We start from the raw sequence: 24,799 nt of genomic DNA, 5'->3' as shown, positions 1-24,799 counted from the left end.
GTGCATGGTCTGGCACCACGCGATGGTGCTGCCAATCGCAGACTACCTCCCCGGCCGCTTGCCCATAGCCGCAATGCTCTCGGTAGCCTCCGGCGTGTAGAACTCTTTTCGGAGCAACGCTGAGTAGATGAAAGTCCTGCTGCCTGTGGTGCGGTTCGAATACACTTCCACGGAGAATACCGTGCCAGTTTTATTGCCGTATCCGGGGTTAATCACTTCTTTCCCGGAGCCGTCCTTGAACTCGGGGCCCACGGCTGGCCAGCCCTCCATCATCACAAAGCCGAGTTCGTTGGCAGCCCGCCGGATTTCGGGATTGGCGTCCTGCGCGTCCGGGTAGTTGATAAAGAAATCCAGATGGGACACTGTGCCATCAATGTCAGGACGGATTCGGATCTTGTCCGTTTTCATCTCCACCAACCCGCGCGGAGTAGTGATAGAAACCGTGATGAGCTTGCCCCGGTCCACTCCTATGAGAATACCGTCGGATTTGTCAGGGAAGCCTAGCGCCGACATCGGCAGCGGCACAGTGGTGAAGTCAAATTCTGCTTTGAGGCTGCGCTTGATTTCCTCGACGCCTTTTTCGGTGAACTGGGAGTTGCCGTTAATCACGGAGGAGGATTCCCCGTCGCTGGATTTGGCGAACGGAACCAGGCCACAACCAGTCAAAACTGCTGCATAGAAAACGAGAAGAATAACTGGCAGGAGCTTGCTTTTGGCTCTGTTCATATTCGAATTCCCCCGGGACGATATGGCCGTAAGCACTGTTTTGATGACGGTGCTGATCCATCATCCTTCAATACGGTGCGACAACTACCTGCACGTCGTCTTCATACAGGATTTTTCCTGGATTGGCGGAATGGAGCACCTCCCAGCCAATGTCATACCGGCTCAGAAGATCCGTGTAAAAAGACACTCCAGCGAGCAGGTGTGTGGCGCTGCCCTTGAACCAGGACTGCGCCGACGGGTTGATGTGGGGGTCGTAGATGGATCCGTCCACTGTCGAAGGGTCTGTGTAGGCGGCGTCGTAGTGATCGTTCGCGGTGCGCCAGGAAGCCCAGTCATCATCTCTGAGCCTGCCGCCCTTTGCCAGACCGTTCGCCAGGGCGAAGATCCCCGGGTAGCGTCCACGGGCGTTGGGGGCAGTTGCCTGATAGCGAACGAACGTCAATTCCATGCGCCCAGCTAATCATGGGTCAGTAGCGCCGCCCCGGCGGTCTGCCCGATGGTTGAACGTCGTGGATGGCCCAGGAAAGTATCTTCAGGTCCGATTCGCTCCGCTCGTATACGCCGTGAACGTATGACTCGAACTCCAGCAGTTGTGCCTCACCGCCGTTGGACCAGTAGCTGAGCCACAGATCCCGGAGGTACCGCGCATCCTGCTCAATAAGCCTTCGGGCTGTCAGTCGTGGATCTTCCATCAGGGGTACCTTGTTGCTGAGGCCGGCCCCCCGGCCGGGCGTTCGAATCGTTGCGCCGATTGCCGCCACTGCTGGAGCAGGTAACCATCGTCCCATATTCAGTGGCTGAGGTCACCAGTTCATCCAGGAAAGTGGAGGGCCGACGGCGGCCGCCCGGCCTGGAATGGGAGCGTGGAACGCCGGCTCTGGCGGAACCCTCCGGTGGAGGCTAAAGTTGGGAACCGGTCCGGTATTTCACTTCGATGGACCATACGAGAGAGCGGAGGTGTTTTTGATGACTGTCCTTGCCGTGCGCCCCGGGCGCTTTGCAACCATCACCTTAACCACCCCCGTCTCCAGCCGCACCGCGTAGGGCACTGCCCGCGCACGCCAGAACACCCTTGGGCAAAGCCCGGGACTGGCCGGTGCCAGGGGACTTTTCCCCGAGGTATCACATTGAAAAATTCTTCAGGCAACAGCCTGGACAGCATTGTTGCACCCACCTCCGGCCACAACGGGCCCATTTCCGGCCACAACGGGCCCAGCCTGTACGGCTTTAACCCCGCCGTGGAACGGCACTTCAACGAACATCCGCCCTCGGTCAGCAGCACGGCCTGCGAGCCTGGCCGTGTGGTCCGGGTGGACCGCAGCCTGGTGCTGGTGGCGGTCGGCGCGGAACTCCTGCACCTGCCCTACCCGCTCGATGCCGGTGTGCCGGTCACGGGCGACTGGGTGTGGATCGGACCCAACCGTGCCGGTGACCGGCAGATTGTCGGGATCCTTCCCCGGCGCTCGGAACTCAGCCGAAAGCGCGCCTTCGAGGCCTCCTCGGCCGCCCAGGTGCTGGCCGCAAACATGGACGTGATCGGCGTGGTGGTCCCGGTGGACCGGCCGCTCACCCACAACCGGCTCGAACGCACCCTGGTTGCCGCGTGGGACTCGGGAGCCGTTCCGCTGGTGATTGTCACCAAAGCGGACCTTGCGGACGTAGCGGACGACGTCGTCGGGCAGGTCATCCTGCAGGCGGCGGGAGTTGAGGTGGTCACCACCTCTGCCGAGCACGGGGACGGAATCGACGAACTGCTGGGCTGCCTGCCGGCGCGCAGCACGCTGGTTCTCCTGGGGCCTTCCGGCGCCGGCAAATCCACTCTGATCAACGCCCTGGTGGGCCATAATGCCCAGGACACTGGCGCCGTCCGCTCCGGCGACTTCAGGGGCAAGCACACCACCACCTCCCGCGAGCTGGTGCCACTGGCGGACGGCACGGTCCTGATGGACACTCCCGGCGTCCGCGGGTTTGGGCTTTTCGACGCGGACGACGGAATGGAGCAGATGTTCGGCGACGTGGAGGAGCTGGCCGGCCTCTGCCGGTTTGCGGACTGCGCCCATGAGCGGGAGCCCGGCTGCGCGGTGCGGCAGGCCCTCGCCGACGGCACGCTTGAGGACCGGCGCTGGAACAACTACCTGAAACTCCAGCGCGAACTGGCGGCACTTGCCCGCCGCAAGGACGCCGCAGCCACGCGGGCGTACCAGCGCGAGTGGCACCAAAAGGTGGTGGGCGGAGGGACATCCCAGCGTTCCGCGGAGCGGGCCAGGTCGGAGCGGCAGGAGGAACAGCGGTCTAAACGGAAGCGGCGCTAAACACCGCGAAGCCCTGCCGCGGCGCTGCGCGGCAGGGCTTCCCGCTGCCATCCGGCACCAGCTCCATGCAACGTTGTAATATTTTCCTAGCTGGCCAAACGGCCGGGAACCTTAGCAAGGAGATCCACCATGGCAGCGACTCTTCACGACGTGGCCCGGGTCGCCGGCGTGTCCTTCAAGACGGTCTCCAATGTCATCAACAACCACCCGCATGTCCGGGACACCACCCGCGCCAAAGTGGAGCAGGCCATTGCCGAGCTGGGATACCGTCCCAACCTGACGGCCCGCAGCCTGCGCTCCGGGCAGACTGGTGCCATCACCCTGGCGCTCCCCCAGCTCAGCCTGCCCTACTTCGCCGAGTTGGCCGACGCCGTGATCGAAGCCGCCGCGAAGCATGGCCTGGTGGTGCTGATTGAGCAGACAGGCGCTGACCGCGCCCGGGAGCTCGAAGTGATGTCCAGCCCGCGGCTCAAGATGTCGGACGGCCTGATTTTCAGCCCGCTCGCCATGGGCCAGGAAGACGCTGACCTCGTTAAGGCAGAGGTGCCGATTGTCCTGCTGGGTGAACGCATCTTCGGCAGCGGCTCGGACCACGTCACCATGCAGAACGTCACCGCCGCGCGGGCAGCCACCGAACACCTGCTGGATCTCGGCCGGAAGCGAATCGCCGTGGTGGGCGCCCACCAGGGGGAAGTCATTGGCTCTGCCGGGCTCCGGCTCCGCGGTTACCGCGAGGCGCTTGAGGCCCGGGGCATCCCGTACGACGACGGCATCATCGCCTACGTCCGGGACTGGCACCGCTCCAACGGCGCGGCAGCAATGCACGATCTCCTGGACCGTGGCGCATCATTCGACGCCGTGTTCGGGCTCAATGACACCTTGGCCCAGGGCGCCGTGCGGGTATTGCAGGAAGCGGGCTTCCGTGTGCCGGACGACGTCGCCGTAATCGGCTTCGATGACCTGGACGAAACGCGCTATTCGCTGCCCACGCTCAGCACCGTGGACCCGGGGCGGGTGGAGATTGCGGAGACCGCCATCCGGATGCTCATGGAGCGGATTAAGAATCCGGATGGCGGTGCGCCGCGTCAGATCGAAGCTGCTTTCCGCGTGGTGCCGCGGGAATCAACGGTGGGCTAACGCCCCCTCAGAGTTTTTGTCCAGCTACGGCGAGATAAACCGACCGGAAGTCGCCGTAACTGGACAAAAACTCGGGTGGTTAGTCCCACCGGACAGTGGGCCAGCCGTCCTTCCACTCCAGCTCGGCCAGGCCCAGCCGGAAGGCGCCGTCGAGTTCCTCGGCGTAGTAGTGGAACGCGAGGGTGCCCCCGGAAACGGATTGGCCGCCCGGCCCCACGCGCCCGCCGTCGGTGCCCAGCAGCGGTGTGCCGCCGCCGTCGAGCAGTGCCTTGCCCTCGGCATCCACATAGGGACCGTTGATGCTGTCGGATTTCCCGACGGCAATGTTGTAGGTGCTCTCCAGCCCCTGGCAACAGAAATCGCGGGAGAAGAAGAGGTAGAAGGCACCGTCGTGCGGCAGGATGTACGGCGCCTCGATGGCATTCGGCGGCGCCTTCCGGTCAGCTATTGTCACCGGCTCCGCACCCGCGGCGGGCAGGCCGCTGGGCCACTCGAGCTCCACCAGCTGCAGCCCGGTCCAGAACGAACCGAAGGACATCCACGGCGTGCCGTCCGCGTCCTCGGCAATGCCGGGATCAATGGCGTTGAACCGCTCCCCCTTCGAGGACATCACCTGCCCCCGGTCCACCCATTCATAGCCCGGGTCCTGCGGGTCAAGCGTGGTGTTGGTGGCCAGTGCAATCACGGACAGGTTCTTGCCGAAGGTGGAGGCGGAGTAGTAGAGGTACCAGGTGCCGTTGTGCTGGTACAGCTCCGGCGCCCAGAGGTTGTCCACACCGGGAACCGCCGCCGCAAGCCAGGCCGGTTTCTGCTGCCACACCTCGCCGGCGTGTTCCCAGTTCCTGCCGTCGGTGGAGCGGCGGATCTGGATGTTTCCGTCCGCCACCTGGCCGTTGCCGGTGGAGTAGATGAACCAGGATTCGCCGTCCCCGCCCTTCACCAGGGCAGGATCGTGGGTGAAAATATCCCCGCTCAGCCCGGCCTCCGCTGGTTCCTGTTCGGCCGTGGCGCCGGGAACGGCGGCACAGGCTGACAGGACCAGGACGACGGCGGCCAGCGCCGCAGCCAGCCCCACCGCTCTGAGGTGAAGGACCGCTGATGACGAACGGCCCGGCCGGCGGCCGGCTGCAGGGCTAACGTTCCGGGGGCGCACGTCAGCCAAGCGCGACGGCGGACCAGGACACCGGCGGGAGTGTCACCGTCAGGGTGCCCTCCTCCAGGACGGCACCGTTGAGCTGCTTCAGGCCCACGCGGTTCTGGTCCTGGAGCGTGTTCTTGGCGTATACGTCCTCGTCGTGGAGGGTGACGGCCTCGGTCACCACCGTGGCGTTCAGCTCTGACACGTTGATGCTGACGTCGATCGCCTCCGTCTGGCTGCGGTTCACCAGGAACAGCGCCGACTGGCCGGTGGCGGCGTCGGCGGTTGCCACGGCGTCCACCAGCGGCGCTTCGCCGTAAACCGCCGTCGTGTACGTCCCTGCCTCGATCCGCGGGCGGAGCACCTCGCCCCGGGCCAGGCGCGAGGTGACGGAGAACGGGAAGAACGTGGTCTGCCGCCAGGAGTCGCCGCCGGGTTCCGTCATGATGGGCGCAATCACGTTGACCAGCTGGGCCAGCGAGGCCGCGGCCACCCGGTCGTGGTTCTTCAGCAGGGTGATGAGCAGGTTGCCGAACACCACGGCGTCGGCCACGGAGTAGACATCCTCCAGCTGGCGCGGTGCGTGGGTCCATTCCTCGTTGACCTCGTCCGAGGCCTGGTGCTCGTCCAGGTACCAGATGTTCCACTCGTCGAAGGAGAGCTGGATGGTCTTTTTGCTCTTGAGCTTATGCTTGACGTGATCGGCGGTGGCCACCACGGTCTCGATGAAGTACTGCATGTCCAGCGAGGACGCGAGGTAGGAGCCCAGGTCCCCGTTGCGCTCCTGGTAGTAGGCGTGGCAGGAAATGTAATCCACGTAGTCGTAGCTGTGCTCCAGGACCACGCGCTCCCATTCGCCGAAGGTGGGCATGGAGGAGCTCGAGGAGCCGCATACCACCAGCTGCAGGTCCTTGTCCGCGGTCTTCATGGCGGACGCCGTACGGGCCGCAAGCCTGCCGTAGCTGTCGGCCGACATGTGGCCGATCTGCCACGGGCCGTCCATTTCGTTGCCGAGGCACCACATCCGGATGTTGTAGGGATCCTTGGCCCCGTTGGCGATGCGCTGCTCACTGAGGGCGGTGCCGGAGGGGTGGTTGGCATACTCCAGCAGGTCAAGGGCGGCATCGATGCCGCGGGTGCCCAGGTTCACGGCCATCATCAGCTCGGAGCCCGTGAGCTCACACCAGCGGGCGAACTCGTCCAGGCCCACCTGGTTCGATTCCAGTGAGTGCCAGGCGAGGTCGCGGCGGACCGGGCGCTGATCCCGTGGTCCCACGCCGTCCTCCCAGCGGTAGCCCGAAACGAAGTTGCCGCCGGGGTAGCGGATGGTGCTGGAGCCGAGTTCCTTGACCAGCTCGATGACGTCCAGCCGGAATCCGTCCTCGTTGGCGGTGGGGTGCCCGGGCTCGTAGATGCCGTCGTAGACGCACCTGCCCAGGTGCTCCACGAAGGAGCCGAAGATGCGCCGGCTGACGGGGGCAACAACGGCGGACCTGTCGACGGTGATGACGGTGGGTGCCACAACAGCCAAGTCGGTCTGTTCAGCAGCAGCGGAGGTGATGGTCACGGTTCTTCCTGTTCTGTATAACGTTGTAGTAAAAGTCCGGCCCAACTGGGTAGCTCTAAGTGTCGTTTTGAGCTGTCTAAACGACAGTTGGCGCTACCTAGTTGGGCAAGAGCGTGTGGATAGGGATTGAAAGCGTCAGGCGGGGACGGTGTGCCCCTGTTGGAGGGCGGAGAGCCGGCGTTCCACCAGCCAACCGGAAAGCAGCAGGGGAACCGATGCCCCTGCCAGCGGCAGGAGGACGGTCATTCCGGAGAAGATGACGGCGCATGCCACCAGGCTCAGCAACAGCGAAATGCTCATCATGGGCGACACAAGCGGAAGCACAAACGCCGTCCGCCAGGTCCCTGCCACCGAGTCACGGCAACGGCTGCAGATGGCCACCGCCGTCGCGGCCGCCATGAAGGTGGCAGTGCCTGCCAGCGCCGCCAGGAGAAGAAGGACGGCGTGGACGGGCGAGGACAGCAACACGGCGCCCTCCGGTCCCAGCACGCTGAGGACATTAAGGCCAAGTACGACGCCGGCCAGCCAGAATATGCTGCCCACCCGGTTGGCGTGCCAAAACTGGAAGCGGTACACGCTGATGAAGTCACGCACCAGGTGCTCGCCGGCAAGCCCTGCGCGCAGCCTGGCCAGGATGGTGGTGGCCGCGACGGCGGCGGGGAACAGCCCCAAGACCAACAGGCCGGCCAGGGCCCCGGCCACGAACAGCAGGTTCACCAGCACCAGCCGGGTGGCGAAGCCCAGCCACTGCATCACCCGGCCGGCCCAGCCCAGATGCAGTTCGTTCGGTAAAACGGCGAGGTTATTGGCCGGCATGGTCAGCCCTTGGATCCCGAGAGGGCGATTGATTCGATGATCTGGCGCTGGAAGACGATGAAAACGATCAGGACTGGCAGCAGTGCGATGAACGATGCCGCCATGATCAGGGGGTAGTCGGTCTGGATGGCGTACTGGGCATTGAAGTTGGCGATCACCAACTGGAGGGTCTGCGTGCCCGGTGAGTTGAGGTAGATGATCGGCGCCAGGTAGTCATTCCACATGGCCATGAACCAGAGGATGAACTGGGCCGCCAGCGCAGGACGGATGGCGGGCATGATCAGGGTCCAGAAGATCTGCAGGTAGGAGGCGCCGTCGATCCTTGCCGCCTCCACGATGGAATCCGGCACGCTGTTCAGGAACTGCCGCAGGAAGAAGATCATGATGATGTTGCCGAACAGCCCGGGCACGATCAGCGGCAGCAGGGTGTCCACCCAGCCGATGCTGGCGAAGATGGTGAACTGCGGAATCATCAGTGTGGGGAACGGGATCATCAGGCCGGACAGCAGGCCCAGGAAAAGGACGTTCTTAAAGGGCATCCGCATCTTGGCGAACGCGAAGGCCGCAAGCGCGGAGGTCAGGGAACCGATGATGGTGACTGAGCATGCCACGATCAGGCTGTTCTGGATGCCGGTGAGGAGCGGCCCGGCCGTCCAGATGCGCGCGTAGTTTTCCCAGACGAACGGGTCCGGAATCCACTGCGGCGGAAGCTCGAACACGCCATCTTTGGTTTTCAGCGACGTGGAAAAGGTCCAGGCGAGCGGCGCGATCATGATGATGGCGCCCACGCTGAGGATCAGGGTGGTCAGGATGTTGCCCAGCCTGAGCCCGTTTTTGGTCGAATGCTGGCCATCTTTTGCACGGTGCGGCTGGTTGCCGGTTCTGTCCCGCCGGTGGCCGGGGATCGGCTCGGTGGTTTCCAGTGGAGGGGTGGTGATGACATTCTGCGCGGACATGGCTGCCTGCCTCAATCGATCGAAAACTGGTTGCGGCGGTTAAGCCGGAACTGGATAAAGGTGATGATGAAGACCAGCAGCCCCAGGACCACGGACATGGCCGAGGCGTAGCCCATCTGGAGGTTGTCGAACGCTTTTTGCCAGATGTACCAGACGATGGAAGCGGACTCGAACTCCGGGCCGCCGGTGGGGGTCATGATGTTGATTTCCACGAAGATCTGGGAACCGCCAATGATGCTGGTGACGATAAGGAAGAAAGTGACCGGCCGGACCATGGGAATGGTGATGTGGCGGAACTGCTGCCAGGCGGAGGCGCCGTCCAGGGCGGCGGCCTCATACAGGTAGCGGGGCACCGATTGGAGGGCGGCCAGGTAAAGCAGCATCGAATACCCCAGCCCCTTCCACACCGCCATGATGATCAGGGCAGGCTTCACGGTGGCGGTGTCCTGCAGCCAGTTGGGGCCGTCGATCCCCAGCAGGCCCAGCCCCTGGTTGATGAGGCCGAAATCGCCATTGAAGGCCCACTGCCACAGGATGGCCACGGCCGCGATGGAGGAGATCACCGGCAGGTAGTAGACCGTGCGGAAGATCGTGGTGCCGCGCATTTTTCGGTTCATGGCCAGTGCCAGCGCCAGCGAAATGACCAGGCCAACGGGGATGCCGATCATCATAAAGACGGTGTTCCACAGCGACTTCAGGAAGTACCGGTCACCAAACATCTTGGTGTAGTTGTCCAGGCCCTTGAACACCGGCGCGGAGATCCCGTTCCAGTTCGTGAAGGAGGCATAGACGGAGAAAAGCAAGGGGAAAAGCGTAAAGAGGAGGAACCCGATCACCGGTATGGCAACAAAGACAAGCGCGGCCTGGTGTTCCTTCCGGTGAAGCCGCGAGCGGCGCGTGATGGTTGATGACATCGCTGGATCCTCTTTGATTCGGGACTGCTTTGATTCGGGACGGTGCTGCCCGGTAAAAGGGCAGCACTTCAAAAGACGGGTGGAACGGTGCCGCGGCTGCCTTCCGGTGCAGCCGCGACACCTGGTGTGGGGGTTAGCTGCCGGCCTGCTGGTTGGCTGCGTCCAGGAATTCCTGCATCCGCGGCTGGGCTTCCTTCAGGTAGTCGGCAGCGGTCTGCTTGCCGTCCAGCACGGGCTGGATGTTGGTGAAGAGTTCGTCGTACCACTCGGCGTTGAAGGTGTTGCCGCCCGGCAGGGCCCGCCCATAGTCCTTCACGATCTGCAGGAACTCGGCCTTGTTGGCGGGCTTGGTGGTGGTGTCGGCGGCCCAGGTCTCAGCCATGTCCTTCAGGTTGGGGATCTGGATACCGGCATCCACCAGGCTCTGCTGGGCTTCCTTGTTGGCCGTCAGGTATTCCACCAGCTTGACGGCCTCCTCCGGGTGCTTGGTGCTCTCAGACACAGCCACGCCCAGCGTTCCGATCCAGCTGGCGGTCTTGCCGGTGTCGCCGGCCGGGTACGGGATGACATCCCATTCAAAGCCCAGCTTCTGGTAGGTGGAGAGGTCCCACGGAGCGATCGGGAAGAAGCCGATTTCGCCCTTCATCCAGCGCTGGTACGTGTCCAGGGTCTGTGCCTCGGCAACGGACGGCGTCACGCCGTGGACGTTCTGCAGGTCAGCAAACCACTGGAGGGATTCGGCGAACTCCGGCGTGTCCACCGTGACCTTGGTGCGGTCCTCGTTGAGCCAGTCGCCGCCGTTGGACCAGACAAAAGGCTGCAGGTTCCACTGGACGTTCAGGCCGGTGCCCCACTGGTCCATGGCGCCGTCCCCGTTGGTGTCCGCGGTCAGCTTCTTGGCCGCGGCCACGAATTCGTCGAAGGTGTACGGCTTGTCCTTGTCCGGAAGCGGGATGCCCGCCTTTTCCAGCATGGTCTTGTTGTAGCCGAAGGAGAACGGTCCAACATCCTTGGGGAGGGCGTAGATAGCGCCTTCGCCCACCCGCTTTCCGTCGTAGCGGTAGCTGTCGACGCCGTACTCCCAGATGTTCTCCAGGTCGATGGTGTCGGACTTCTCCACGTACTCGGTGATGTCCTTGACGATGCCGTTCTGCACGTACGCCTGAACGTCGCCGGGGCCGATGTAGAAGACATCCGGGACCTGCTTGCCGGCGATGGCAGCCTTCAGTTTGGTGGCGTACTGGTCCGCGGTGGTGACGATGATGTCCACGTCCACGTTGTTGTCCGTTTCAAACTGCGCTACGGCCTTTTCGTAGGCCTTCTTTTCGTCCTCACCCCCACGGAACATAAAGGTCAGTTTCTTTTCGCCGGCATCCCCGCCTGTTGGGGCAGAGCATCCGCCGAGCATCAGGCCTGTTGCGGTCAAAAGCGCCAAGGCAGCGGCCATGGGACGTGACTTCGTCATCACGTGGTCCTTCCGGTTGGGTAAATGGATCAAGAATGCTTGCTGGTCAGACTCAGTCCCGCTGGCAGCGGTGAGGCGGCGGACAGGCATCCGGGACTGTTTTTGCAACGTTGTAAGAACTTTCACACAACGATGTAAAGAACGTCAAGGGGGCGCGGCGTTTTCTTTTTGACCGTGCGGCCCGTTCCCTTGACGCCCCTGCCGGCGCGTGCCATATTTCTCGTTACAACGTTGCAACTTTTCGGTCGGGCGCATCCCCGCTACCGTCGTCGACTTATCCCCCAACCACCCTTTTTGGAAGGACCACGTGATGACGAAGTCACGATCTTGGACAACGCGCGCAGCGGGATTGGCAGCGGCTTTTGGCATCGCGCTGACAGCGGCGGCACTGCCGCCGGCCGCGGGCGCAGCCATTGAACACAGACCAGCGATAGAACAGAGGCCGGCAATAGAACAGCTGCTGGCTGCTGAGCAGAAGCAGGCCGGGGCGCAGAAGCAGGCTGGAGCGCAGAAGCAGCAGGCCGACCTGCCAGGCGGCAAAACGGTGGTGGGCCAGACCTCGCCAATCCACGATCCCGCGCTGATCATCGCCGACGACGGCACGTGGTACGTCTATTCCACCGGACTGCTGAACAGGGAGAACGGCGGGACCATCCAGATCTGGTCCTCCTCGGACCAGGGAACCACGTGGGAGTACAGCGGCACGGTCTGGGACAAGATTCCGGCGTGGATTGATGAGCACTTCGCCGACGGCGAGCTGCCGGGCAACCTGTGGGCGCCGGAAATCACCGAACACAACGGAACCTACTACCTGTACTACTCGGCGTCGCGCTTTGGCGGGAACAACTCTTTGACCGCCCTGGCCACCAACACCACTCTTGACCCCAACGACCCCAGCTACGAGTGGGTGGACCAGGGCCTGGTGGTCTCCTCCCCCGCCATGGGGCTGGATCCGAACAACCCCGGCAAGACGTTCAACGCGATCGACGCCGGCATCATCGAAGATGCGGACGGCACCCCCTATATGGCCATCGGCTCGTTCTGGTACGGGATCTTCCTGGTGCCCATCGAGTGGCCCACCGGCAAGCCTGTGGCCGACTGGCAGTCCAAGACCGTCAATATCGCGGACCGCTTTATGCCGGGCAACCCCGTGGAGGCCCCGTACATCACCCGGCACGGCGGCTACTACTACCTGATTGTCTCCTTCGATTCCTGCTGCCGGGGCGCGGACTCCACCTACAAAGTGGCGGTGGGCCGCTCCACGTCGGTGAAGGGCCCCTACCTGGACAAGGACGGCCGCGACATGTTCGGCGGCGGCGGGTCCGTGGTGCTGGATTCGCACGGTGCAATCACGGGCCCGGGCGGACAGTCGGTTTTTGGCGACTACCTGGCGTTCCACTACTACGACGGGTCCAACCAGGACATCCCGTACTTTCCCACACTGGGACTGCAGAAGATCAACTGGGTGGACGGCTGGCCCGCTTTTGACCAGACCGTGGAGCTCCCGGCGGTACAGAAGCAGCCGAAGCCGGTATCCGTGGACGCCGGGAAGAAGGCCGTGTTCGCCGCCACAGCCACCGGGACGCCGGGCCCGGTAGCTGTCTGGGAGACGTCCTCCGACGGCGGGGCCACCTGGGCGCAGCTTGAATCCCAGCCCATCACCAAGCGGACGGACGAGGGCACGTACAGTTCCACCCTCGAGTTGGCGGCCGCTTCCACGGAGGACGACTCCCTAAAGCCGGATCTTCTGGTGCGCGCCGTTTTCCGCAACGCCCACGGCTCGGTGACCACCGACGCCGTCGGACTTTCCGTGCGGTAAAGCCCTTAACCTCCGGGTTTAGTCCCTGGGGCGGCACAGCGTGGGGGCTTAACGCTGTGCCGGGGGCCGGGTAGGGTTTTTCGTCATGGACATCATCCTGGTACCCGGTTTCTGGTTGGACGCCTCGTCGTGGGCGGAGGTGACGCCGCCCTTGGAGGCGGTAGGGCACACGCCCCATCCGCTCACCCTCCCCGGCCTCGAGTCTGCAGACGCCCCGCGCGCCGGAATTGGCCTGCGTGACCACATCGACGCCGTCGTGAGGGCCGTGGACGGGCTGGAAGGAAAAGTGGTGCTGGTGGGCCACTCCGGCGGCGGCGCCATCATCCACGGGGTGGTTGATGCGCGGCCGGACCGGGTGGAGCGCGCCATCTACGTGGACAGCGGCCCCCTGGGCGAGGGCGGCGTCATCAACGATGAGCTGCCGGCGGAGGGCGACCAGATTCCCCTGCCGCCCTGGGAAGGTTTCGAAGACGCCGATCTCACGGACCTCACCGAGGACCTTCGTGCCCAATTCCGGGCCCGCGCCATCCCGCAGCCCAAGGGCGTGGCGTTCGATCAGCAGCACCTGCACGACGTCCGCCGGTATGACGTCCCCGCCACCGTGATCGCCTGCGAGTTTCCTTCCTCACTGCTTCAGGAGTGGATCGACGCCGGCCATCCCTACGTGGCGGAGCTGGCCCGTATCCGGGACGTGGAGTACGTGGACCTTCCCACCGGGCACTGGCCCCAGTTCACCAAACCTGCGGAACTGGGCCAGGCAATCCTGGCAGCGGTGGACCGCAGAGCGTGAAGGAGCAAAAACCCATGCCTGAACCGGCAACCGCAGATCACTTCGACAGCGCGAAGGTGCTCACCGCCGTCGCAGAGAAGGCCGGCATCCGTCCAGGCGACAGGGACTGGGCTGATTTCGAACGGCGCTTCCACGTCCATTTCCCCAACCTGGCGCGCCTGTTCCACGCACTCTACGGCTCACGGCCTGACTTCCAGGACCAGCTAATTTCCCTTGCGGTTGAGGCAGCCCGGTCCTGGCAGGAAAGGGCGGCAGAACTGAAGATCCAGGACGCCGAAAGCGACGGCGGCTGGTTCGAGTCCAACCGCGTGCTCGGCGGGGTCTGCTACGTGGACCGGTACGCCGCCGACCTTGAGGGCGTCCGTGCCCGCATCCCCTACTTCAAGGAACTGGGCCTTACCTACCTGCACCTCATGCCGCTTTTCCTGGCACCCGAACCGCTGTCCGACGGCGGCTACGCGGTGTCCAGTTACCGGCAGGTCAATCCGCGGCTCGGAACCATGCAACAGCTGCGCGGGCTTGCCGCCGAACTGCGTGCCAACGGCATCAGGCTGGTTGTCGACTTCGTCTTCAACCACACGTCAAACGAGCACGAGTGGGCCCGAAAGGCTGCCGACGGCGATACGGACTTCAGCGACTACTACTGGATTTTCCCTGACCGGAGAATGCCGGACGCCTTCGAGCAGAATGTGCGGGAGATCTTCCCGGAAGACCACCCTGGCTCGTTCGTGCAGATGCCGGACGGCAGGTGGGTCTGGGCCACGTTCCACACCTACCAATGGGACCTGAACTATTCGAACCCTGAAGTGTTCCGGGCGATGGCAGCCGAGATGCTTTTCCTCGCCAACCAGGGCATCAGTATCCTGCGGATGGACGCCGTCGCCTTCATCTGGAAGAAGCTGGGGACACCCTGCGAAAACCAGCCGGAGGCACATACCCTGCTGCGGGCCTTCAACGCAGTCTGCCGGCTGGCCGCCCCGTCACTGCTCTTCAAATCCGAAGCCATTGTCCATCCGGACGAGGTGGCCCTGTACATCGATCCGGCCGAATGCCAGCTCTCCTACAACCCCCTTCAAATGGCGCTCATCTGGGAGTCGATGGCCACCCGGAACGTCTCGCTGCTGTCCCAGGCCCTGGAGCGCCGCCACAACATTCCGCCGGGGACGTCCTGGGTGAATTATGTCCGGAGCCACGACGACATCGGCTGGACGTTCGGCGATGAGGACGCTGCAGAGCTCGGGATCAACGGCTTCGACCATCGCCGGTTCCTGAACTCCTTCTACGTCAACCGCTTTCCGGGCAGCTTCGCGCGCGGTGTGCCGTTCCAGGACAACCCCAACACCGGCGACTGCCGCATCTCGGGAACAACTGCCTCGCTCTGCGGCCTGGAGGATGATTCGGTCCAGGCGGTGGACAGGATCCTGCTGGCCCACTCGGTGGCGTTCAGCACCGGCGGCATACCCCTGCTGTACCTGGGCGACGAGGTGGGCCAGCTCAACGACTACGAATACGCCGCGGAGGAAGGTCACGAAGCCGACAGCCGCTGGGTACACCGGCCCCACTTTCCGGCGGAACGCTACGCACGCCGCCATGACCCGTCCACCCCCGAGGGCGCCATCTTCGCAGGCCTCCGCAGAATGACGGATGCCCGGGCCAGTGCCCCCGAACTGGCAGGCACCCGCCTTATTCCGTTCGACACAAAGACGCCGGCCGTGCTGGGCTACCAGCGGCCCGGCGAGGGAACGCTGATACTCGCCCTTGCCAACTTCAGTGAACATCCCCAGATCATCCAGGCCGGAACACTCTCAGGCTTCGCACCGGAGGCCGTGGACATTCTTTCCGGTAACACCGTAAACCTCAATAACGGAATAGTCCTCCGGGGGCTGGAGTACACCTGGCTCCGAGTGGTGCCGGTGAACTGGCAACAGTCCTAGAAGGGTTGCCCACTCAGGGAAAGCAGGTCACCAATGCGGCGTCGGTGTTGGGAAAGCGTCAGTTAAGCGAAAGCGCCAGGTACAACGCTGCGAGCAACAGTGCCGTCGGGGTCATGACGAGGCGTTCCGGCTTGCTCCGGGAGATGCCGTTCATCACCACGCCCAGGGCGAAGTAGCCCGTCAGCACCCAGGAAAAAACCGAGGTGAAGGATTCGTTGACCAGGGGCGGGCCCAGGCCGGCTTTGGCCAGGGCCGCGTAGGCAAAAAGTGCGTACAGCCCAATGGACACCGCGCTGCCTGCCCTGAGCCGGACGGGGAGCACTTCGTGCTGCCCTCCCCATGCCATTCTCCCCAGCGGAGCCCCTGCAACCAGGGCGGCCTGGAAGACTGCCAGGCCACCCAGGACAACACACGCAACCATCGCGGCAAGCTGATCCAACGGCATCAAGAATCCATCCTGTTATGCACTCCGGCGGGTAATCATGCGGGTACGCAGGGCTGAGTACGGCCAACGGGCATCCCGGCGCCAGCCTAATGTACTGAACCCTCTTTTTCCCTCAGGTTCGCGGCTGGTTCGTCCGCCCGGAGTTTCGCGCCCTCCACGTCAACATCGGGCAGGATGCGGTCCAGCCACGCGGGCAGCCACCAGGCCTTTTCGCCGAGCAGGTACATGACGGCAGGAACAATGGTCATGCGAACCACAAAGGCATCCACCAGGACGCCGAACGCCATGGCAAAACCGAGCGGTCGCACCATGGTCAGGTGGCTGAAGACGAACCCGGAAAAGACGCTGACCATGATGATGGCCGCGGCGGTGACCACTGCGGCGGCGTGGCTGAAACCTGTCCGCACGGCGTGTTTGGCGGTTTCGCCGTGCATGTAGGACTCCCGCATGCCCGAGGTGATGAACACCTGGTAGTCCATGGCCAGGCCGAACAGCACGCCGATCAGGATGATGGGCAGGAAGCTGAGCACCGCGCCGGGGTTGGGAACGTCAAACACCGTACCCAGCCAGCCCCACTGGTAGACGGCCACGACGGCGCCGAACGCAGCCGCCAGGGACAGCAGGAATCCGCCCGTGGCCAGCAGCGGCACCACGATAGAGCGGAACACCAGGAGCAGGAGGATCAGGGAGAGCCCGACGACGATCGCCAGGTAGGGGGGCAGGGCGTCGCCCAGTTTTGTGGAGACGTCGATGTTGCCGGCGGTCTGCCCGGTGAGGCCGACGGTAACGCCCGTGGAGTCCTTGATTTCGGCGTTCCTGGCACGCAGTTCGGAGACCACCTGGACGGTGCTCGCGCTGGCGGGGCCTTCCCGGGGGATGACCTGGAAGACGGCCGTGCGTCGGTCCTCGCTGAGGGCAACCGGGACGGCCGCAGTGACGTTGTCCACACCCCGCAGGATGTCGGCCACGTCGTACTGTTTTGACACCGCTTCGGCTTCGCTCAGGCCGGCAGGGAACTCCCCCACCACCACGATGGGGCCGGTCATGCCCTCGCCGAAGCTGCGCTTGGTGGCGTCGTACGCCTTGTAGGCCTGGGAGTCCACGGGTTCCGAGCCGCCGTCGGGCAGTGCCAGCCGGAGCTGGCTGGCCGGCAGGGCCAGCACACCCAGCAGCACCACGCCGGCCAGGAGGGCCAGGATGGGATGGCGGGTGACCAGGCCACCCCAGCCATGGCTGCTCCGGCGCTCTTCCTTGGTACGGTCTGCTTCTTCGTGGCCGGGTGCAGCATTGTGCGCTTCGGCCTTCGCCCATTTGCGCCGGGAAATCAGGCGCCGGCCCACGAGTGACAGGACCGCCGGCGTGAGGGTCAGGGCAACCACGACGGCGACTGCCACTGTGGCCGCGGCAGAAAGGCCCATCACCGCCAGGAAGGGGAGGCCGGGCACCACCAGGGCCGCGAGCGCGATGATGACGGTGAGTCCGGCGAACAGTACGGCGTTGCCGGACGTGCCGGTGGCCAGGGCGGCGGACTCCTCCGCATCCATCCCCGCCAGCAGCTGGTTCCGGTGCCGGTTCACGATGAAGAGGGAGTAATCGATGCCCACGGCAAGGCCCAGCATGAGGGCCAACATGGGTGAAATGGAACTCATGTCCACCACGCTGGTGAGGGCGAACGTGCCGCCCACGCCCACGGCGACTCCCACCACTGCCATCAGGAGCGGCAAGCCGGCGGCAATCAGGGTGCCCAGCATGACGATCAGCACCAGGGCTGCAATGGCGATGCCGAGGATCTCGGAAATTCCGAACAAGTCGGAAACATCCTCGGTGATCTCTTTGCTGGCGTAGGACGTGACGCCTGCCGACGATACTTCCTGGGCGATCTCCTGGACTTCTTTACGGACAGCCGGATCGATCGCATTGATGGACGTCTTGAACTGCACCTGGGCGAGTGCTGCCTTCCCATCCTCGGAGACAAAGCGCATGCCTTCGGAAGCCGCGATCCGGCGTTTGCCGAGTTCCAGCTCAGCGGTGCCCGCCTCGAGCTCCTTCCGCCCGGCGTCGAGCTGCTGCTGGCCGGCGGCAATCGCCGCTTTCTGCTGGCCCAGCTGGGCCTCGATGGCAGCGTCGGGAAGCCCGGCAGCCTTCATCTGCTGTTCAGCCTGGGCCAGCTGGGCAGCTCCCGCAGCGAGATCTGCGGCGGACTTGTCCAGCTGCGCCTTCCCGGCCGCAGCTTTCTGCTCGCCCGCGGCCAGGTCCGCTGCTCCCTGGTCAAGCTGGGCCTGGGTGGCGAACGGATCCACTGTTCCCTGGACGTCGGGCAGGGTGCCGAGCTTGGCCAGCGCGGCCGTCACGGCGGCCTTGCCCTCCTGGCTGAACCCATCGCCGTCGGCCTCGAAAACGATTCCGGCGGTGCCGCCCGAGGAAGCCGGAAGGTCCGCCTTCAGCTTGTCCAGCATCTGCTGGGTTTCAGTCCCGGGGATCTGGAAGTTGTTGGACATGGTGCCGTGGAAGGCGGCTGCCGAGCCGCCGACGGCGACGAGGACGGCGAGCCACGCCGAGACCACCAGCCAGCGGTGGCGGTAGGAAAACTTGCCCAGGCGGTAAAGGAGTAAGGCCATGTCAGTGCCGATCTGTGGGAAGTGCGGATGCCGGGGTTTCAGCAGCCTGGGGAGTCTGTGAGGTGTCTGGCGTGGTGCCGAAGCCGCAGGCCAGCAGATCCATGGAATCGATCATCAGCTGCCGAAGCGTGGCCATGGAGGCCTCGGAGAGGTCAGCGCCGCAGCGGGCAAACCAGACTTCCACGGCGGCCTTGCCGCAGGAAATCACCGAGCCTGCCAGCGCCCGGAGGTACAGCTCATCCAGTTCGACGCCGGTGTCCCCGGCAATGCGCTCACGCGCCGCCTCAATAATCTGCCCGGCGCAGTGGTCCCACGCTTCGAGCTCCGTACGGGCGAGCTGCTGGTTCTGCTGAATCAGGCTGAAGAGCTCGGCAACGGGCGCCACGGCCATGGGATCGGCAAGGGCCATCAGGGCTTCCCTGGCCGAGACGATCACCGGTTCACCCGCCGGGCGCAGCCGGAACTGCTGGAGCGCTACGTCCAGGAAACCGTGGGTGACGTTTCCGATCGCCGCCTCGGTGCTGGCGTAGTAGTTGAAGAAGGTGCGGCGGGAGACGCCGGCGGCATCGGCGATGTCCTCCACCGTGAAGTTGCCCAGGCCTTTTTGCCGGACAAGATCCATGGTGGCATCTGTAATTGCCTGGCGGGTTGCTGCCTTGTTGAGTTCCCGCCGGGACAGCTGGGGAACTGCCGCCTCGGCTGGTGTGGTTGTATCAGAAGTCACGATAGCTACACTACGTGCAAACTTGCACTCCGGGCAAGACTTGTTCGAACGTCCTGCTGACTGGCAGATCCACACCTGCCCGTTGAAGGGGTATTCTCAGTTTCAGTGATTCTTATTTCTTCTCTGTGACCCGTTTTCCGTGACCCAGAGCCTCCGCAGCCTTTGCCGGACGCTCGCTGGAGCGGTGATTCCGTGTGCCCGAAAGGGGAACTCGTCCACGAGTTCCCTCCTCCCCAGCACACTGACGGAAATCATCTTCGGGAGAATCCTTGAACATCACACCTACACCCCAGAACCGCATCACCCCCACCCTTGACCTGGGCCAGCTGCGCCCTGACTGTGGCAATTGCTTCGCGCTGTGCTGCACAGCCTTCGGCTTCACCCGCTCCGCGGACTTCGCCATCGACAAGCCCGCGGGCACACCCTGCCGGAACCTGGGCCAGGACTTTTCGTGCACCATTCACGACCGCCTCCGGCCCAGGGGTTTTTCCGGCTGCACGGTCTTTGACTGCTTTGGGGCGGGGCAGGCCGTCTCGCAGCGGCTTTTCGGCGGCATCAGCTGGCGGGATAACCCGGACTCGCAACATGTCATGTTCGCCGCGTTCAAATCCATGAGGCAGCTGCACGAAATGCTGTGGCACCTTGCCGAGGCCCAGGCAAGAACGTTCGACTCCTACGCCGCGGAGGACGCGAAGGAACTGGCCGGGAGGATCGATGCGATTGCCGGGGGTACCGTCCCCGGGCTCCTCAGCTGCGATATTGAGGGCCTTCACGGCGAAGTCAGGGGAACCCTGATGGAGATCAGCGAAGAGGTGCGGGCGGCCTACTTTGCCGACGGCGGCGGGCACCTTGATCCGGACCTGCAGCCGGGTGCGGACCTGATGGGAGCCAACCTCCGCCAGCGCCGGCTCTGCGGCGCGGATCTCCGTGGCGCTTACCTGATTGGCGCCGACCTCCGGGGTGCCGACCTCGCCGGCGTGGACCTGTTGGGGGCCGACCTGCGGGATGCAAGGCTCGACGGCGCCGACCTCTCCGCAGCGCTGTTCCTCACCCAGCCGCAACTCAACTCAGCCATGGGCAGCAGTGCTACAGTCCTCCCGCCGCGCCTTTCGCCGCCGTCGCACTGGCTGGTTGGCTAAACCGGGAGCTCTCCCTAACGCCGGGTGACGCGCGAACGGACACTTAAGCCCCGGGGCTTAAGTGTCCGTTCGCGCCTACTCCGCTGTGAAGCGGAAGAGCTGTGAGCCATGGCCGGGCAGCTTCACGTCCAGCGCCGGCAAGTCATCCTTCAGGCCGAGCACGGCATCGTTGCCGCTCCAGGCCTCGCGCGCCTTCCATGATGCGGAGGCCAAACCAAGGTCACCCAGCGGAAGCGAGCGGACCAAGTCCCCTGTCCCGGTGTTGAAGACCGCCACAAAACGGTCCTCCGACGTCGTGCCTTCCGCTGCCCACAGGACAAGATCGCCGTCGCGCAGCAGTTCGCGGTTGGCGCGGCTGGCGTTCAGGACGTCGAGGAGGTCACGGTTGGTGAGGAGCTCAAGCGTTTCCGGGGGCGAGGACGGCAGGTCGCAGCCCAGCATCAGCGGCGACCGCGACACACACCAGAGGGTCATCATGGTCCGCTGTTCATCCATGGTCAGCCGGCTCAGCCGCTCGGCACCGCGCTCGGCCCTGAGTGCAATCCTGCCCACGGGCAGCATGTCGGCATCTGCCCAGGCGCCTGCGCGCTGGTGGGGTGCCCAGCGGGCCATCCTGGCGAACTGCGCCTCCACGTCCTCCCAGACATCCCAGAGGTCATCGGACACCCGCCACATCTGGGAGTTGGAGCGCAGGTGTTCCAGGTGGGCCAGGGACAGCGCGCGGCCTGGCGACAGGCTCAGGGCGATTTCCCGCCCAGAACGCGAGATGGCGAGCCGATAGGCCGCTATCTCGTCCGCGTAGTAGGGACCCAGCATGTCGTCAGCCTTGACGAAGTCCACGCCCCAGGCGGCAAAGAGGCGCAGCTGGGAGTCGTAGTAGGCCTGGGCACCCGGGTGCTGGTGATTCAGCCCGAAGTTGTCCGTATTCCAATCACAGACGGAGGATTGGTCGGCAGCCTGGTCAGCAGTGAAATCAGTGCCTTCCACTGGAAGACGGTCCCTGACTGCCTGCCGCGGAATGCCGCGCATGATGTGTACGCCGAATTTGAGGCCCAGGCCGTGGATCCTGTCCGCAAGGTCCTTAAAGCCAACTCCGTCAGCGGCTGAGGGGAACCTGTTCACGGCAGGAAGCTGCCGTCCGAAGGCGTCGAGTTCCAGGGCGGCACCATCGTTATAGCCGCCTACGCGGGCTGCGGGTTCGTACCACTGGATGTCCACAACCACCGTCTCCCAGCCATAGGGCAGCAGGTGTTCAGCCATAAAGGAAGCGTTGGCCAGCACCTCCTCCTCAGTGACCGTGGTGCCGTAGCAGTCCCAACTGTTCCAGCCCATGGGCGGTGTCTGAGCGAGTGTCATCGGGACAATTTACAACGATATAGAATGGTGCGCTACCCCATCTTTGAAAAGGCTTTCAGAACCAGGTCCCAAGGCTGGAACAGCCTTGACAGCCGCGATTGTTAGCGTTGACTGTTGATGGAGCCAACGCCACCCCAACAGAGAGTCGAGTCAATGCAAAACTGGGCAGGAAACCTCGAATACTCCTCTACGGATATTCGCCGTCCACGCTCTGTGGAGGAACTCGCCGAGGTGGTGGCGGGCGCCAGCCGGGTTAAGGCCCTGGGGTCCCGGCACTCCTTCAACCGGGTGGGCGACACCAGCGGCGTCCACGTGCTCCTCGATGGACTGCCGCAGGAAATCGAGCTGGATTCCGAGGCTCGGACTGTCAGGGTGAGCGGTGGCGTCAGCTATGGCGAGCTGTGCCGGAGGCTGGACCGGGCCGGCGTCGCCATCCACAACCTGGCCTCCCTGCCCCACATTTCCGTGGCGGGAGCCATCCAGACCGGGACCCACGGCTCCGGAGTCAACAACCCCTCCCTGGCCGGCGCCGTCGAACGCATCGACCTGGTGCGTCCCTCGGGTGAACAGGTCTCGCTGTCCGCCGCGGATGGAGACCAGTTCCTGGGCAGTGTTGTGGGCCTCGGCGCCCTGGGAATCGTCACCGGACTGGAGCTGTCCGTCCGGCAGAGCTTCCACATGCGGCAGCGCGTCCTGGAAAATTTGCCGTGGGACAGTGCCCTGGAAAATTTCGGCGCCCTGGTCTCCAGCGCGTACAGCGTCAGCCTGTTCACTGACTACGCGGGAGACGTCATCGACCAGGTCTGGCTGAAGGCCCTCGATTCCGAGCCTGCCCTGGCCGGGCTCTTTGGCGCCACCGCGGCCACAGAGGCGCGGCATCCCCTGCCCGGAATGTCGGCGGAAACGTGCACACCCCAACTGGACGAACCCGGGCCATGGCTGGACCGCCTGCCGCATTTCCGGCACGAGTTCACGCCCAGCAACGGCGAAGAGCTGCAGAGCGAATTCATCCTGCCATTGGAGCAGGCGCCTGCGGCCCTGCAGGCGGTACGCACCCTGGCGGCCAAGGTGGCGCCGCTGCTGTTTGTGTCCGAGATCCGCACAGGCGCGGCTGACGAGTTCTGGCTGAGCCCGTTCTACCGGCAACAGAGCGTGGCCCTGCATTTCACCTGGAAGCCGCTGCAGGCTGAGGTTGAAGCTGTCCTTCCGGAGCTTGAGGACCTGCTCCGTCCGTTTGGCGCCCGGCCGCACTGGGGCAAGCTCTTTACCCCTGCCAGCCACGACTGGGAAGCGCTCTACCCCAGGTTCGGTGACTTCCGGTCACTGGCCGCGGCACATGATCCGGAGGGCAAGTTCCGCAACGACCTGCTGGACAGCATCCTGGGTGTCCCCGCGGCGAGCGCCCGGTAGCGCCCGGGGCGCCGCGAGCGCCCTGAGCGCCGCGGGCTACCGGTCCTCAGGACTCTGGCCGGCATGGAGGATCGGCGGGAAGAGCCAGCGTGAAACGTCGCTGCGGAGCGCCACATGGGGACCGCCCGTCTCACTGACACTTCCGGTGGGAACGTAGTACCCCCGTCCGGCACCAGGTCCGCCGGCCGCCCTGTCCAGCGCAGCAACCAGATGTCTTGGCAGATGCCCCCGGGGCCCAATGGTCCGCAGCTCTTCAAGCTCATCCGGCGACAGCCTGCCAAGCACAGCAGCTATATCGGTCATGATGGGTCCCCTCCCAACGGGTGATGGCTAGAGGTAAACCGTAGAGCCGGCGGGTGAACGCTGAATTAACGCCAGGCGGCAACCCGCGGAACTAATTTACAGGCACGTCCGCAACACCCTGCCCACCGGCCGATTTGGACGAGCGGTTAGGCTGGAACGATGAATCGCCGTCTTGCCACCCTGTCCGCCCTTCCCCTGATGCTGCTTCTTGCCAGCTGCGCCTCCGTGCAGGAAGCCGCCGAAACCGCCGCGAGTGATGCGTCATCGAAGGTGGCCACCGCCGCCGCTGACGAAGTAAAAAAACAGGTGTGCGCGGTGGTGCAGGACGGATTGGTCAGCGTTGAAGACAAGGCCCTGCTGGGCGGGCTGGTCTCCGCCGCGGAGACAGCTGGAGTTCCCGCAGAGATCACGACGCCGTTGGGCCAGATCGCCGATGCCGGGGACCAGGTGCCGGCTGAGTCAGTCACCGCACTGAAGGACGCCTGCACGGCCTAAGCGGCTGGATCCGGATAGCCGGATCCGGATGGCCGGATGGCCGGACCTCTCATTCGCTGTTGTCGACGCCATGGAGCTTGGAGCCGTACCAGCCGGGCCGCCGGCCCTTGTGGTCAAGGCCGGTGAACGGCACAACGCCGGAGTCGGGCTGGGTTGCGGGGAAGGAACTGACGAATTTTGTAAGTTCCTCCCGGAGTGCCTTCCAACTGATGTCCGGATCGCTTGGATAGGCGTTGACTTCGGCGGCCCTGGCTGCCACCAGCGCCGCCTCTCCTGCCTCCGTCAGTTCCACCTTAAACTGTCTGCGGTCCGCGGCCTGCCGCGCCCGGGTGATGTGTCCGCTGCCTTCCAGCCGGGTCAGGACCCTGCCAAGGGTCTGGCTTTGGACGTGGATCACCGCGGCGAGCTGTTCCTGGTTTAGAGGCCCTGCGGCAAGACCTTCCAGCGCGATCACCGCTGCGCGGGTGAGCCCGAGCGGAGCCAGCGCATCGTCCTGCCGGCGCTGTACCAGCCGCGCCGCCACGGTGAGCAAGCGGTAACTGTTCCGGGCATCTGGATCAAGACTGCCTGTCATGGCCGCGGCCTTCCTGTGGATGGCGAATCGGCGGAGCTACCACCATTTCTTGCGTCGCTTCAGCCCCTACCATAAGCATGCTTACCATCCCTTTTGCAAGTATGCTTACTAATTTGTGCCATCTGATCCCTGTGGCGTTGGCTCAGGACGGTGGGCTCGCG

23 protein-coding genes are annotated in these 24,799 nt (G+C 64.4%); 8 read left to right on the top strand and 15 right to left on the bottom strand.

Annotated elements, in window-relative coordinates:
- Positions 1 to 42: 42 nt before the first annotated feature.
- From F8G81_RS00675 to F8G81_RS00665, 3 genes are all read right to left on the bottom strand, one after another.
- Entirely contained in the window at positions 43 to 609 is a 567-nt protein-coding gene (locus tag F8G81_RS00675; RefSeq protein WP_267277126.1) for a hypothetical protein, read from the bottom strand.
- Between the two features lie 184 nt (positions 610 to 793).
- On the bottom strand, positions 794 to 1,174 hold the full coding sequence (locus F8G81_RS00670; protein WP_267277125.1) for a hypothetical protein: 381 nt from the start codon (positions 1,172 to 1,174) through the stop codon (positions 794 to 796).
- Positions 1,175 to 1,193: 19 nt separating this feature from the next.
- The gene (locus F8G81_RS00665; protein ID WP_267277124.1) at positions 1,194 to 1,418 is read right to left on the bottom strand and encodes a hypothetical protein; all 225 of its coding nucleotides are present in this window, start codon (positions 1,416 to 1,418) and stop codon (positions 1,194 to 1,196) included.
- A gap of 435 nt (positions 1,419 to 1,853) precedes the next feature.
- Between F8G81_RS00665 and rsgA the strand changes: the two genes are divergently transcribed.
- Together rsgA and F8G81_RS00655 are read left to right on the top strand one after the other, a co-directional pair.
- The gene (gene rsgA, locus F8G81_RS00660; protein ID WP_416377087.1) at positions 1,854 to 3,038 is read left to right on the top strand and encodes a ribosome small subunit-dependent GTPase A; all 1,185 of its coding nucleotides are present in this window, start codon (positions 1,854 to 1,856) and stop codon (positions 3,036 to 3,038) included.
- Between the two features lie 129 nt (positions 3,039 to 3,167).
- Positions 3,168 to 4,175: a LacI family DNA-binding transcriptional regulator gene (locus F8G81_RS00655; RefSeq protein ID WP_267277123.1), complete on the top strand. Its 1,008-nt coding sequence runs from the start codon at positions 3,168 to 3,170 to the stop codon at positions 4,173 to 4,175.
- 79 nt (positions 4,176 to 4,254) lie between these two features.
- On the opposite strand, the gene F8G81_RS00650 is transcribed toward F8G81_RS00655, so the two are convergent.
- The 6 genes from F8G81_RS00650 to F8G81_RS00625 form a co-directional block, all read right to left on the bottom strand.
- The gene (locus F8G81_RS00650; RefSeq protein ID WP_267277122.1) at positions 4,255 to 5,250 is read right to left on the bottom strand and encodes an arabinan endo-1,5-alpha-L-arabinosidase; all 996 of its coding nucleotides are present in this window, start codon (positions 5,248 to 5,250) and stop codon (positions 4,255 to 4,257) included.
- A 79-nt stretch (positions 5,251 to 5,329) separates the two neighbouring features.
- Positions 5,330 to 6,880 (bottom strand): alpha-N-arabinofuranosidase, encoded by a 1,551-nt coding sequence (locus F8G81_RS00645; protein WP_416377086.1) that lies wholly within the window; start codon positions 6,878 to 6,880, stop codon positions 5,330 to 5,332.
- A gap of 135 nt (positions 6,881 to 7,015) precedes the next feature.
- Positions 7,016 to 7,696: a DUF624 domain-containing protein gene (locus F8G81_RS00640; protein ID WP_267277121.1), complete on the bottom strand. Its 681-nt coding sequence runs from the start codon at positions 7,694 to 7,696 to the stop codon at positions 7,016 to 7,018.
- A gap of 2 nt (positions 7,697 to 7,698) precedes the next feature.
- Positions 7,699 to 8,652 carry a carbohydrate ABC transporter permease gene (locus F8G81_RS00635; RefSeq protein WP_267277120.1) on the bottom strand — a complete coding sequence of 318 codons (954 nt, stop codon included), beginning with the start codon at positions 8,650 to 8,652 and terminating at the stop codon, positions 7,699 to 7,701.
- 11 nt (positions 8,653 to 8,663) lie between these two features.
- Positions 8,664 to 9,566: a carbohydrate ABC transporter permease gene (locus F8G81_RS00630; protein WP_267277119.1), complete on the bottom strand. Its 903-nt coding sequence runs from the start codon at positions 9,564 to 9,566 to the stop codon at positions 8,664 to 8,666.
- A gap of 133 nt (positions 9,567 to 9,699) precedes the next feature.
- Positions 9,700 to 11,031 carry an ABC transporter substrate-binding protein gene (locus tag F8G81_RS00625; protein ID WP_267277118.1) on the bottom strand — a complete coding sequence of 444 codons (1,332 nt, stop codon included), beginning with the start codon at positions 11,029 to 11,031 and terminating at the stop codon, positions 9,700 to 9,702.
- A 310-nt stretch (positions 11,032 to 11,341) separates the two neighbouring features.
- On the opposite strand from F8G81_RS00625, the gene F8G81_RS00620 reads away from it, so the two are divergent.
- The 3 genes from F8G81_RS00620 to F8G81_RS00610 all read left to right on the top strand — a co-directional run bounded on the left by F8G81_RS00620 (position 11,342) and on the right by F8G81_RS00610 (position 15,574).
- Positions 11,342 to 12,850, top strand: coding sequence for a glycoside hydrolase family 43 protein (locus F8G81_RS00620; RefSeq protein ID WP_267277117.1), 1,509 nt, complete (start codon positions 11,342 to 11,344; stop codon positions 12,848 to 12,850).
- Positions 12,851 to 12,935: 85 nt separating this feature from the next.
- A complete protein-coding gene (locus F8G81_RS00615) occupies positions 12,936 to 13,640 on the top strand; it encodes an alpha/beta fold hydrolase (protein WP_267277116.1) in 705 nt (234 codons plus the stop codon).
- 14 nt (positions 13,641 to 13,654) lie between these two features.
- On the top strand, positions 13,655 to 15,574 hold the full coding sequence (locus F8G81_RS00610; RefSeq protein ID WP_267277115.1) for an alpha-amylase family protein: 1,920 nt from the start codon (positions 13,655 to 13,657) through the stop codon (positions 15,572 to 15,574).
- A gap of 58 nt (positions 15,575 to 15,632) precedes the next feature.
- On the opposite strand, the gene F8G81_RS00605 is transcribed toward F8G81_RS00610, so the two are convergent.
- From F8G81_RS00605 to F8G81_RS00595, 3 genes are all read right to left on the bottom strand, one after another.
- The gene (locus F8G81_RS00605) at positions 15,633 to 16,019 is read right to left on the bottom strand and encodes a hypothetical protein (protein WP_323809227.1); all 387 of its coding nucleotides are present in this window, start codon (positions 16,017 to 16,019) and stop codon (positions 15,633 to 15,635) included.
- 86 nt (positions 16,020 to 16,105) lie between these two features.
- Positions 16,106 to 18,637 (bottom strand): MMPL family transporter, encoded by a 2,532-nt coding sequence (locus F8G81_RS00600; protein ID WP_267277114.1) that lies wholly within the window; start codon positions 18,635 to 18,637, stop codon positions 16,106 to 16,108.
- A 1-nt stretch (position 18,638) separates the two neighbouring features.
- Entirely contained in the window at positions 18,639 to 19,361 is a 723-nt protein-coding gene (locus tag F8G81_RS00595; protein WP_416377085.1) for a TetR/AcrR family transcriptional regulator, read from the bottom strand.
- 275 nt (positions 19,362 to 19,636) lie between these two features.
- Here F8G81_RS00595 and F8G81_RS00590 point away from each other — a divergent pair, with 275 nt between their 5' ends.
- Positions 19,637 to 20,500: a pentapeptide repeat-containing protein gene (locus F8G81_RS00590; RefSeq protein WP_416377157.1), complete on the top strand. Its 864-nt coding sequence runs from the start codon at positions 19,637 to 19,639 to the stop codon at positions 20,498 to 20,500.
- Between the two features lie 75 nt (positions 20,501 to 20,575).
- Here F8G81_RS00590 and F8G81_RS00585 read toward each other — a convergent pair whose 3' ends face one another.
- Positions 20,576 to 21,856: a glycoside hydrolase family 27 protein gene (locus F8G81_RS00585; RefSeq protein ID WP_267277112.1), complete on the bottom strand. Its 1,281-nt coding sequence runs from the start codon at positions 21,854 to 21,856 to the stop codon at positions 20,576 to 20,578.
- 153 nt (positions 21,857 to 22,009) lie between these two features.
- Here F8G81_RS00585 and F8G81_RS00580 point away from each other — a divergent pair, with 153 nt between their 5' ends.
- On the top strand, positions 22,010 to 23,266 hold the full coding sequence (locus F8G81_RS00580) for a D-arabinono-1,4-lactone oxidase (protein WP_267277111.1): 1,257 nt from the start codon (positions 22,010 to 22,012) through the stop codon (positions 23,264 to 23,266).
- A gap of 36 nt (positions 23,267 to 23,302) precedes the next feature.
- On the opposite strand, the gene F8G81_RS00575 is transcribed toward F8G81_RS00580, so the two are convergent.
- Entirely contained in the window at positions 23,303 to 23,569 is a 267-nt protein-coding gene (locus F8G81_RS00575) for a hypothetical protein (RefSeq protein ID WP_267277110.1), read from the bottom strand.
- A gap of 159 nt (positions 23,570 to 23,728) precedes the next feature.
- Between F8G81_RS00575 and F8G81_RS00570 the strand changes: the two genes are divergently transcribed.
- Complete coding sequence (locus tag F8G81_RS00570; RefSeq protein ID WP_267277109.1) at positions 23,729 to 24,064, top strand: hypothetical protein; 336 nt, start codon at positions 23,729 to 23,731, stop codon at positions 24,062 to 24,064.
- 49 nt (positions 24,065 to 24,113) lie between these two features.
- On the opposite strand, the gene F8G81_RS00565 is transcribed toward F8G81_RS00570, so the two are convergent.
- Complete coding sequence (locus F8G81_RS00565) at positions 24,114 to 24,638, bottom strand: MarR family winged helix-turn-helix transcriptional regulator (protein ID WP_267277108.1); 525 nt, start codon at positions 24,636 to 24,638, stop codon at positions 24,114 to 24,116.
- Positions 24,639 to 24,799 lie beyond the last annotated feature (161 nt).

The sequence above is a fragment of the Arthrobacter sp. CDRTa11 genome (assembly GCF_026427775.1).
Taxonomy (GTDB): Bacteria; Actinomycetota; Actinomycetes; order Actinomycetales; family Micrococcaceae; genus Arthrobacter.
The sequence above is the reverse complement of the archived record's forward strand: the minus strand, read 5'-3'. Positions and strand labels throughout refer to the sequence as shown.

Excerpts from the sequence above, each read along its gene's own strand:
- F8G81_RS00670 (WP_267277125.1), bottom strand. The coding sequence starts at position 1,174 with ATGGAATTGACGTTCGTTCGCTATCAGGCAACTGCCCCCAACGCCCGT.
- F8G81_RS00665 (WP_267277124.1), bottom strand. The coding sequence starts at position 1,418 with ATGGAAGATCCACGACTGACAGCCCGAAGGCTTATTGAGCAGGATGCG.
- F8G81_RS00655 (WP_267277123.1), top strand. The coding sequence starts at position 3,168 with ATGGCAGCGACTCTTCACGACGTGGCCCGGGTCGCCGGCGTGTCCTTC.
- F8G81_RS00640 (WP_267277121.1), bottom strand. The coding sequence starts at position 7,696 with ATGCCGGCCAATAACCTCGCCGTTTTACCGAACGAACTGCATCTGGGC.
- F8G81_RS00635 (WP_267277120.1), bottom strand. The coding sequence starts at position 8,652 with ATGTCCGCGCAGAATGTCATCACCACCCCTCCACTGGAAACCACCGAG.
- F8G81_RS00630 (WP_267277119.1), bottom strand. The coding sequence starts at position 9,566 with ATGTCATCAACCATCACGCGCCGCTCGCGGCTTCACCGGAAGGAACAC.
- F8G81_RS00625 (WP_267277118.1), bottom strand. The coding sequence starts at position 11,031 with ATGACGAAGTCACGTCCCATGGCCGCTGCCTTGGCGCTTTTGACCGCA.
- F8G81_RS00620 (WP_267277117.1), top strand. The coding sequence starts at position 11,342 with ATGACGAAGTCACGATCTTGGACAACGCGCGCAGCGGGATTGGCAGCG.
- F8G81_RS00615 (WP_267277116.1), top strand. The coding sequence starts at position 12,936 with ATGGACATCATCCTGGTACCCGGTTTCTGGTTGGACGCCTCGTCGTGG.
- F8G81_RS00610 (WP_267277115.1), top strand. The coding sequence starts at position 13,655 with ATGCCTGAACCGGCAACCGCAGATCACTTCGACAGCGCGAAGGTGCTC.
- F8G81_RS00605 (WP_323809227.1), bottom strand. The coding sequence starts at position 16,019 with ATGCCGTTGGATCAGCTTGCCGCGATGGTTGCGTGTGTTGTCCTGGGT.
- F8G81_RS00600 (WP_267277114.1), bottom strand. The coding sequence starts at position 18,637 with ATGGCCTTACTCCTTTACCGCCTGGGCAAGTTTTCCTACCGCCACCGC.
- F8G81_RS00585 (WP_267277112.1), bottom strand. The coding sequence starts at position 21,856 with ATGACACTCGCTCAGACACCGCCCATGGGCTGGAACAGTTGGGACTGC.
- F8G81_RS00580 (WP_267277111.1), top strand. The coding sequence starts at position 22,010 with ATGCAAAACTGGGCAGGAAACCTCGAATACTCCTCTACGGATATTCGC.
- F8G81_RS00575 (WP_267277110.1), bottom strand. The coding sequence starts at position 23,569 with ATGACCGATATAGCTGCTGTGCTTGGCAGGCTGTCGCCGGATGAGCTT.
- F8G81_RS00570 (WP_267277109.1), top strand. The coding sequence starts at position 23,729 with ATGAATCGCCGTCTTGCCACCCTGTCCGCCCTTCCCCTGATGCTGCTT.
- F8G81_RS00565 (WP_267277108.1), bottom strand. The coding sequence starts at position 24,638 with ATGACAGGCAGTCTTGATCCAGATGCCCGGAACAGTTACCGCTTGCTC.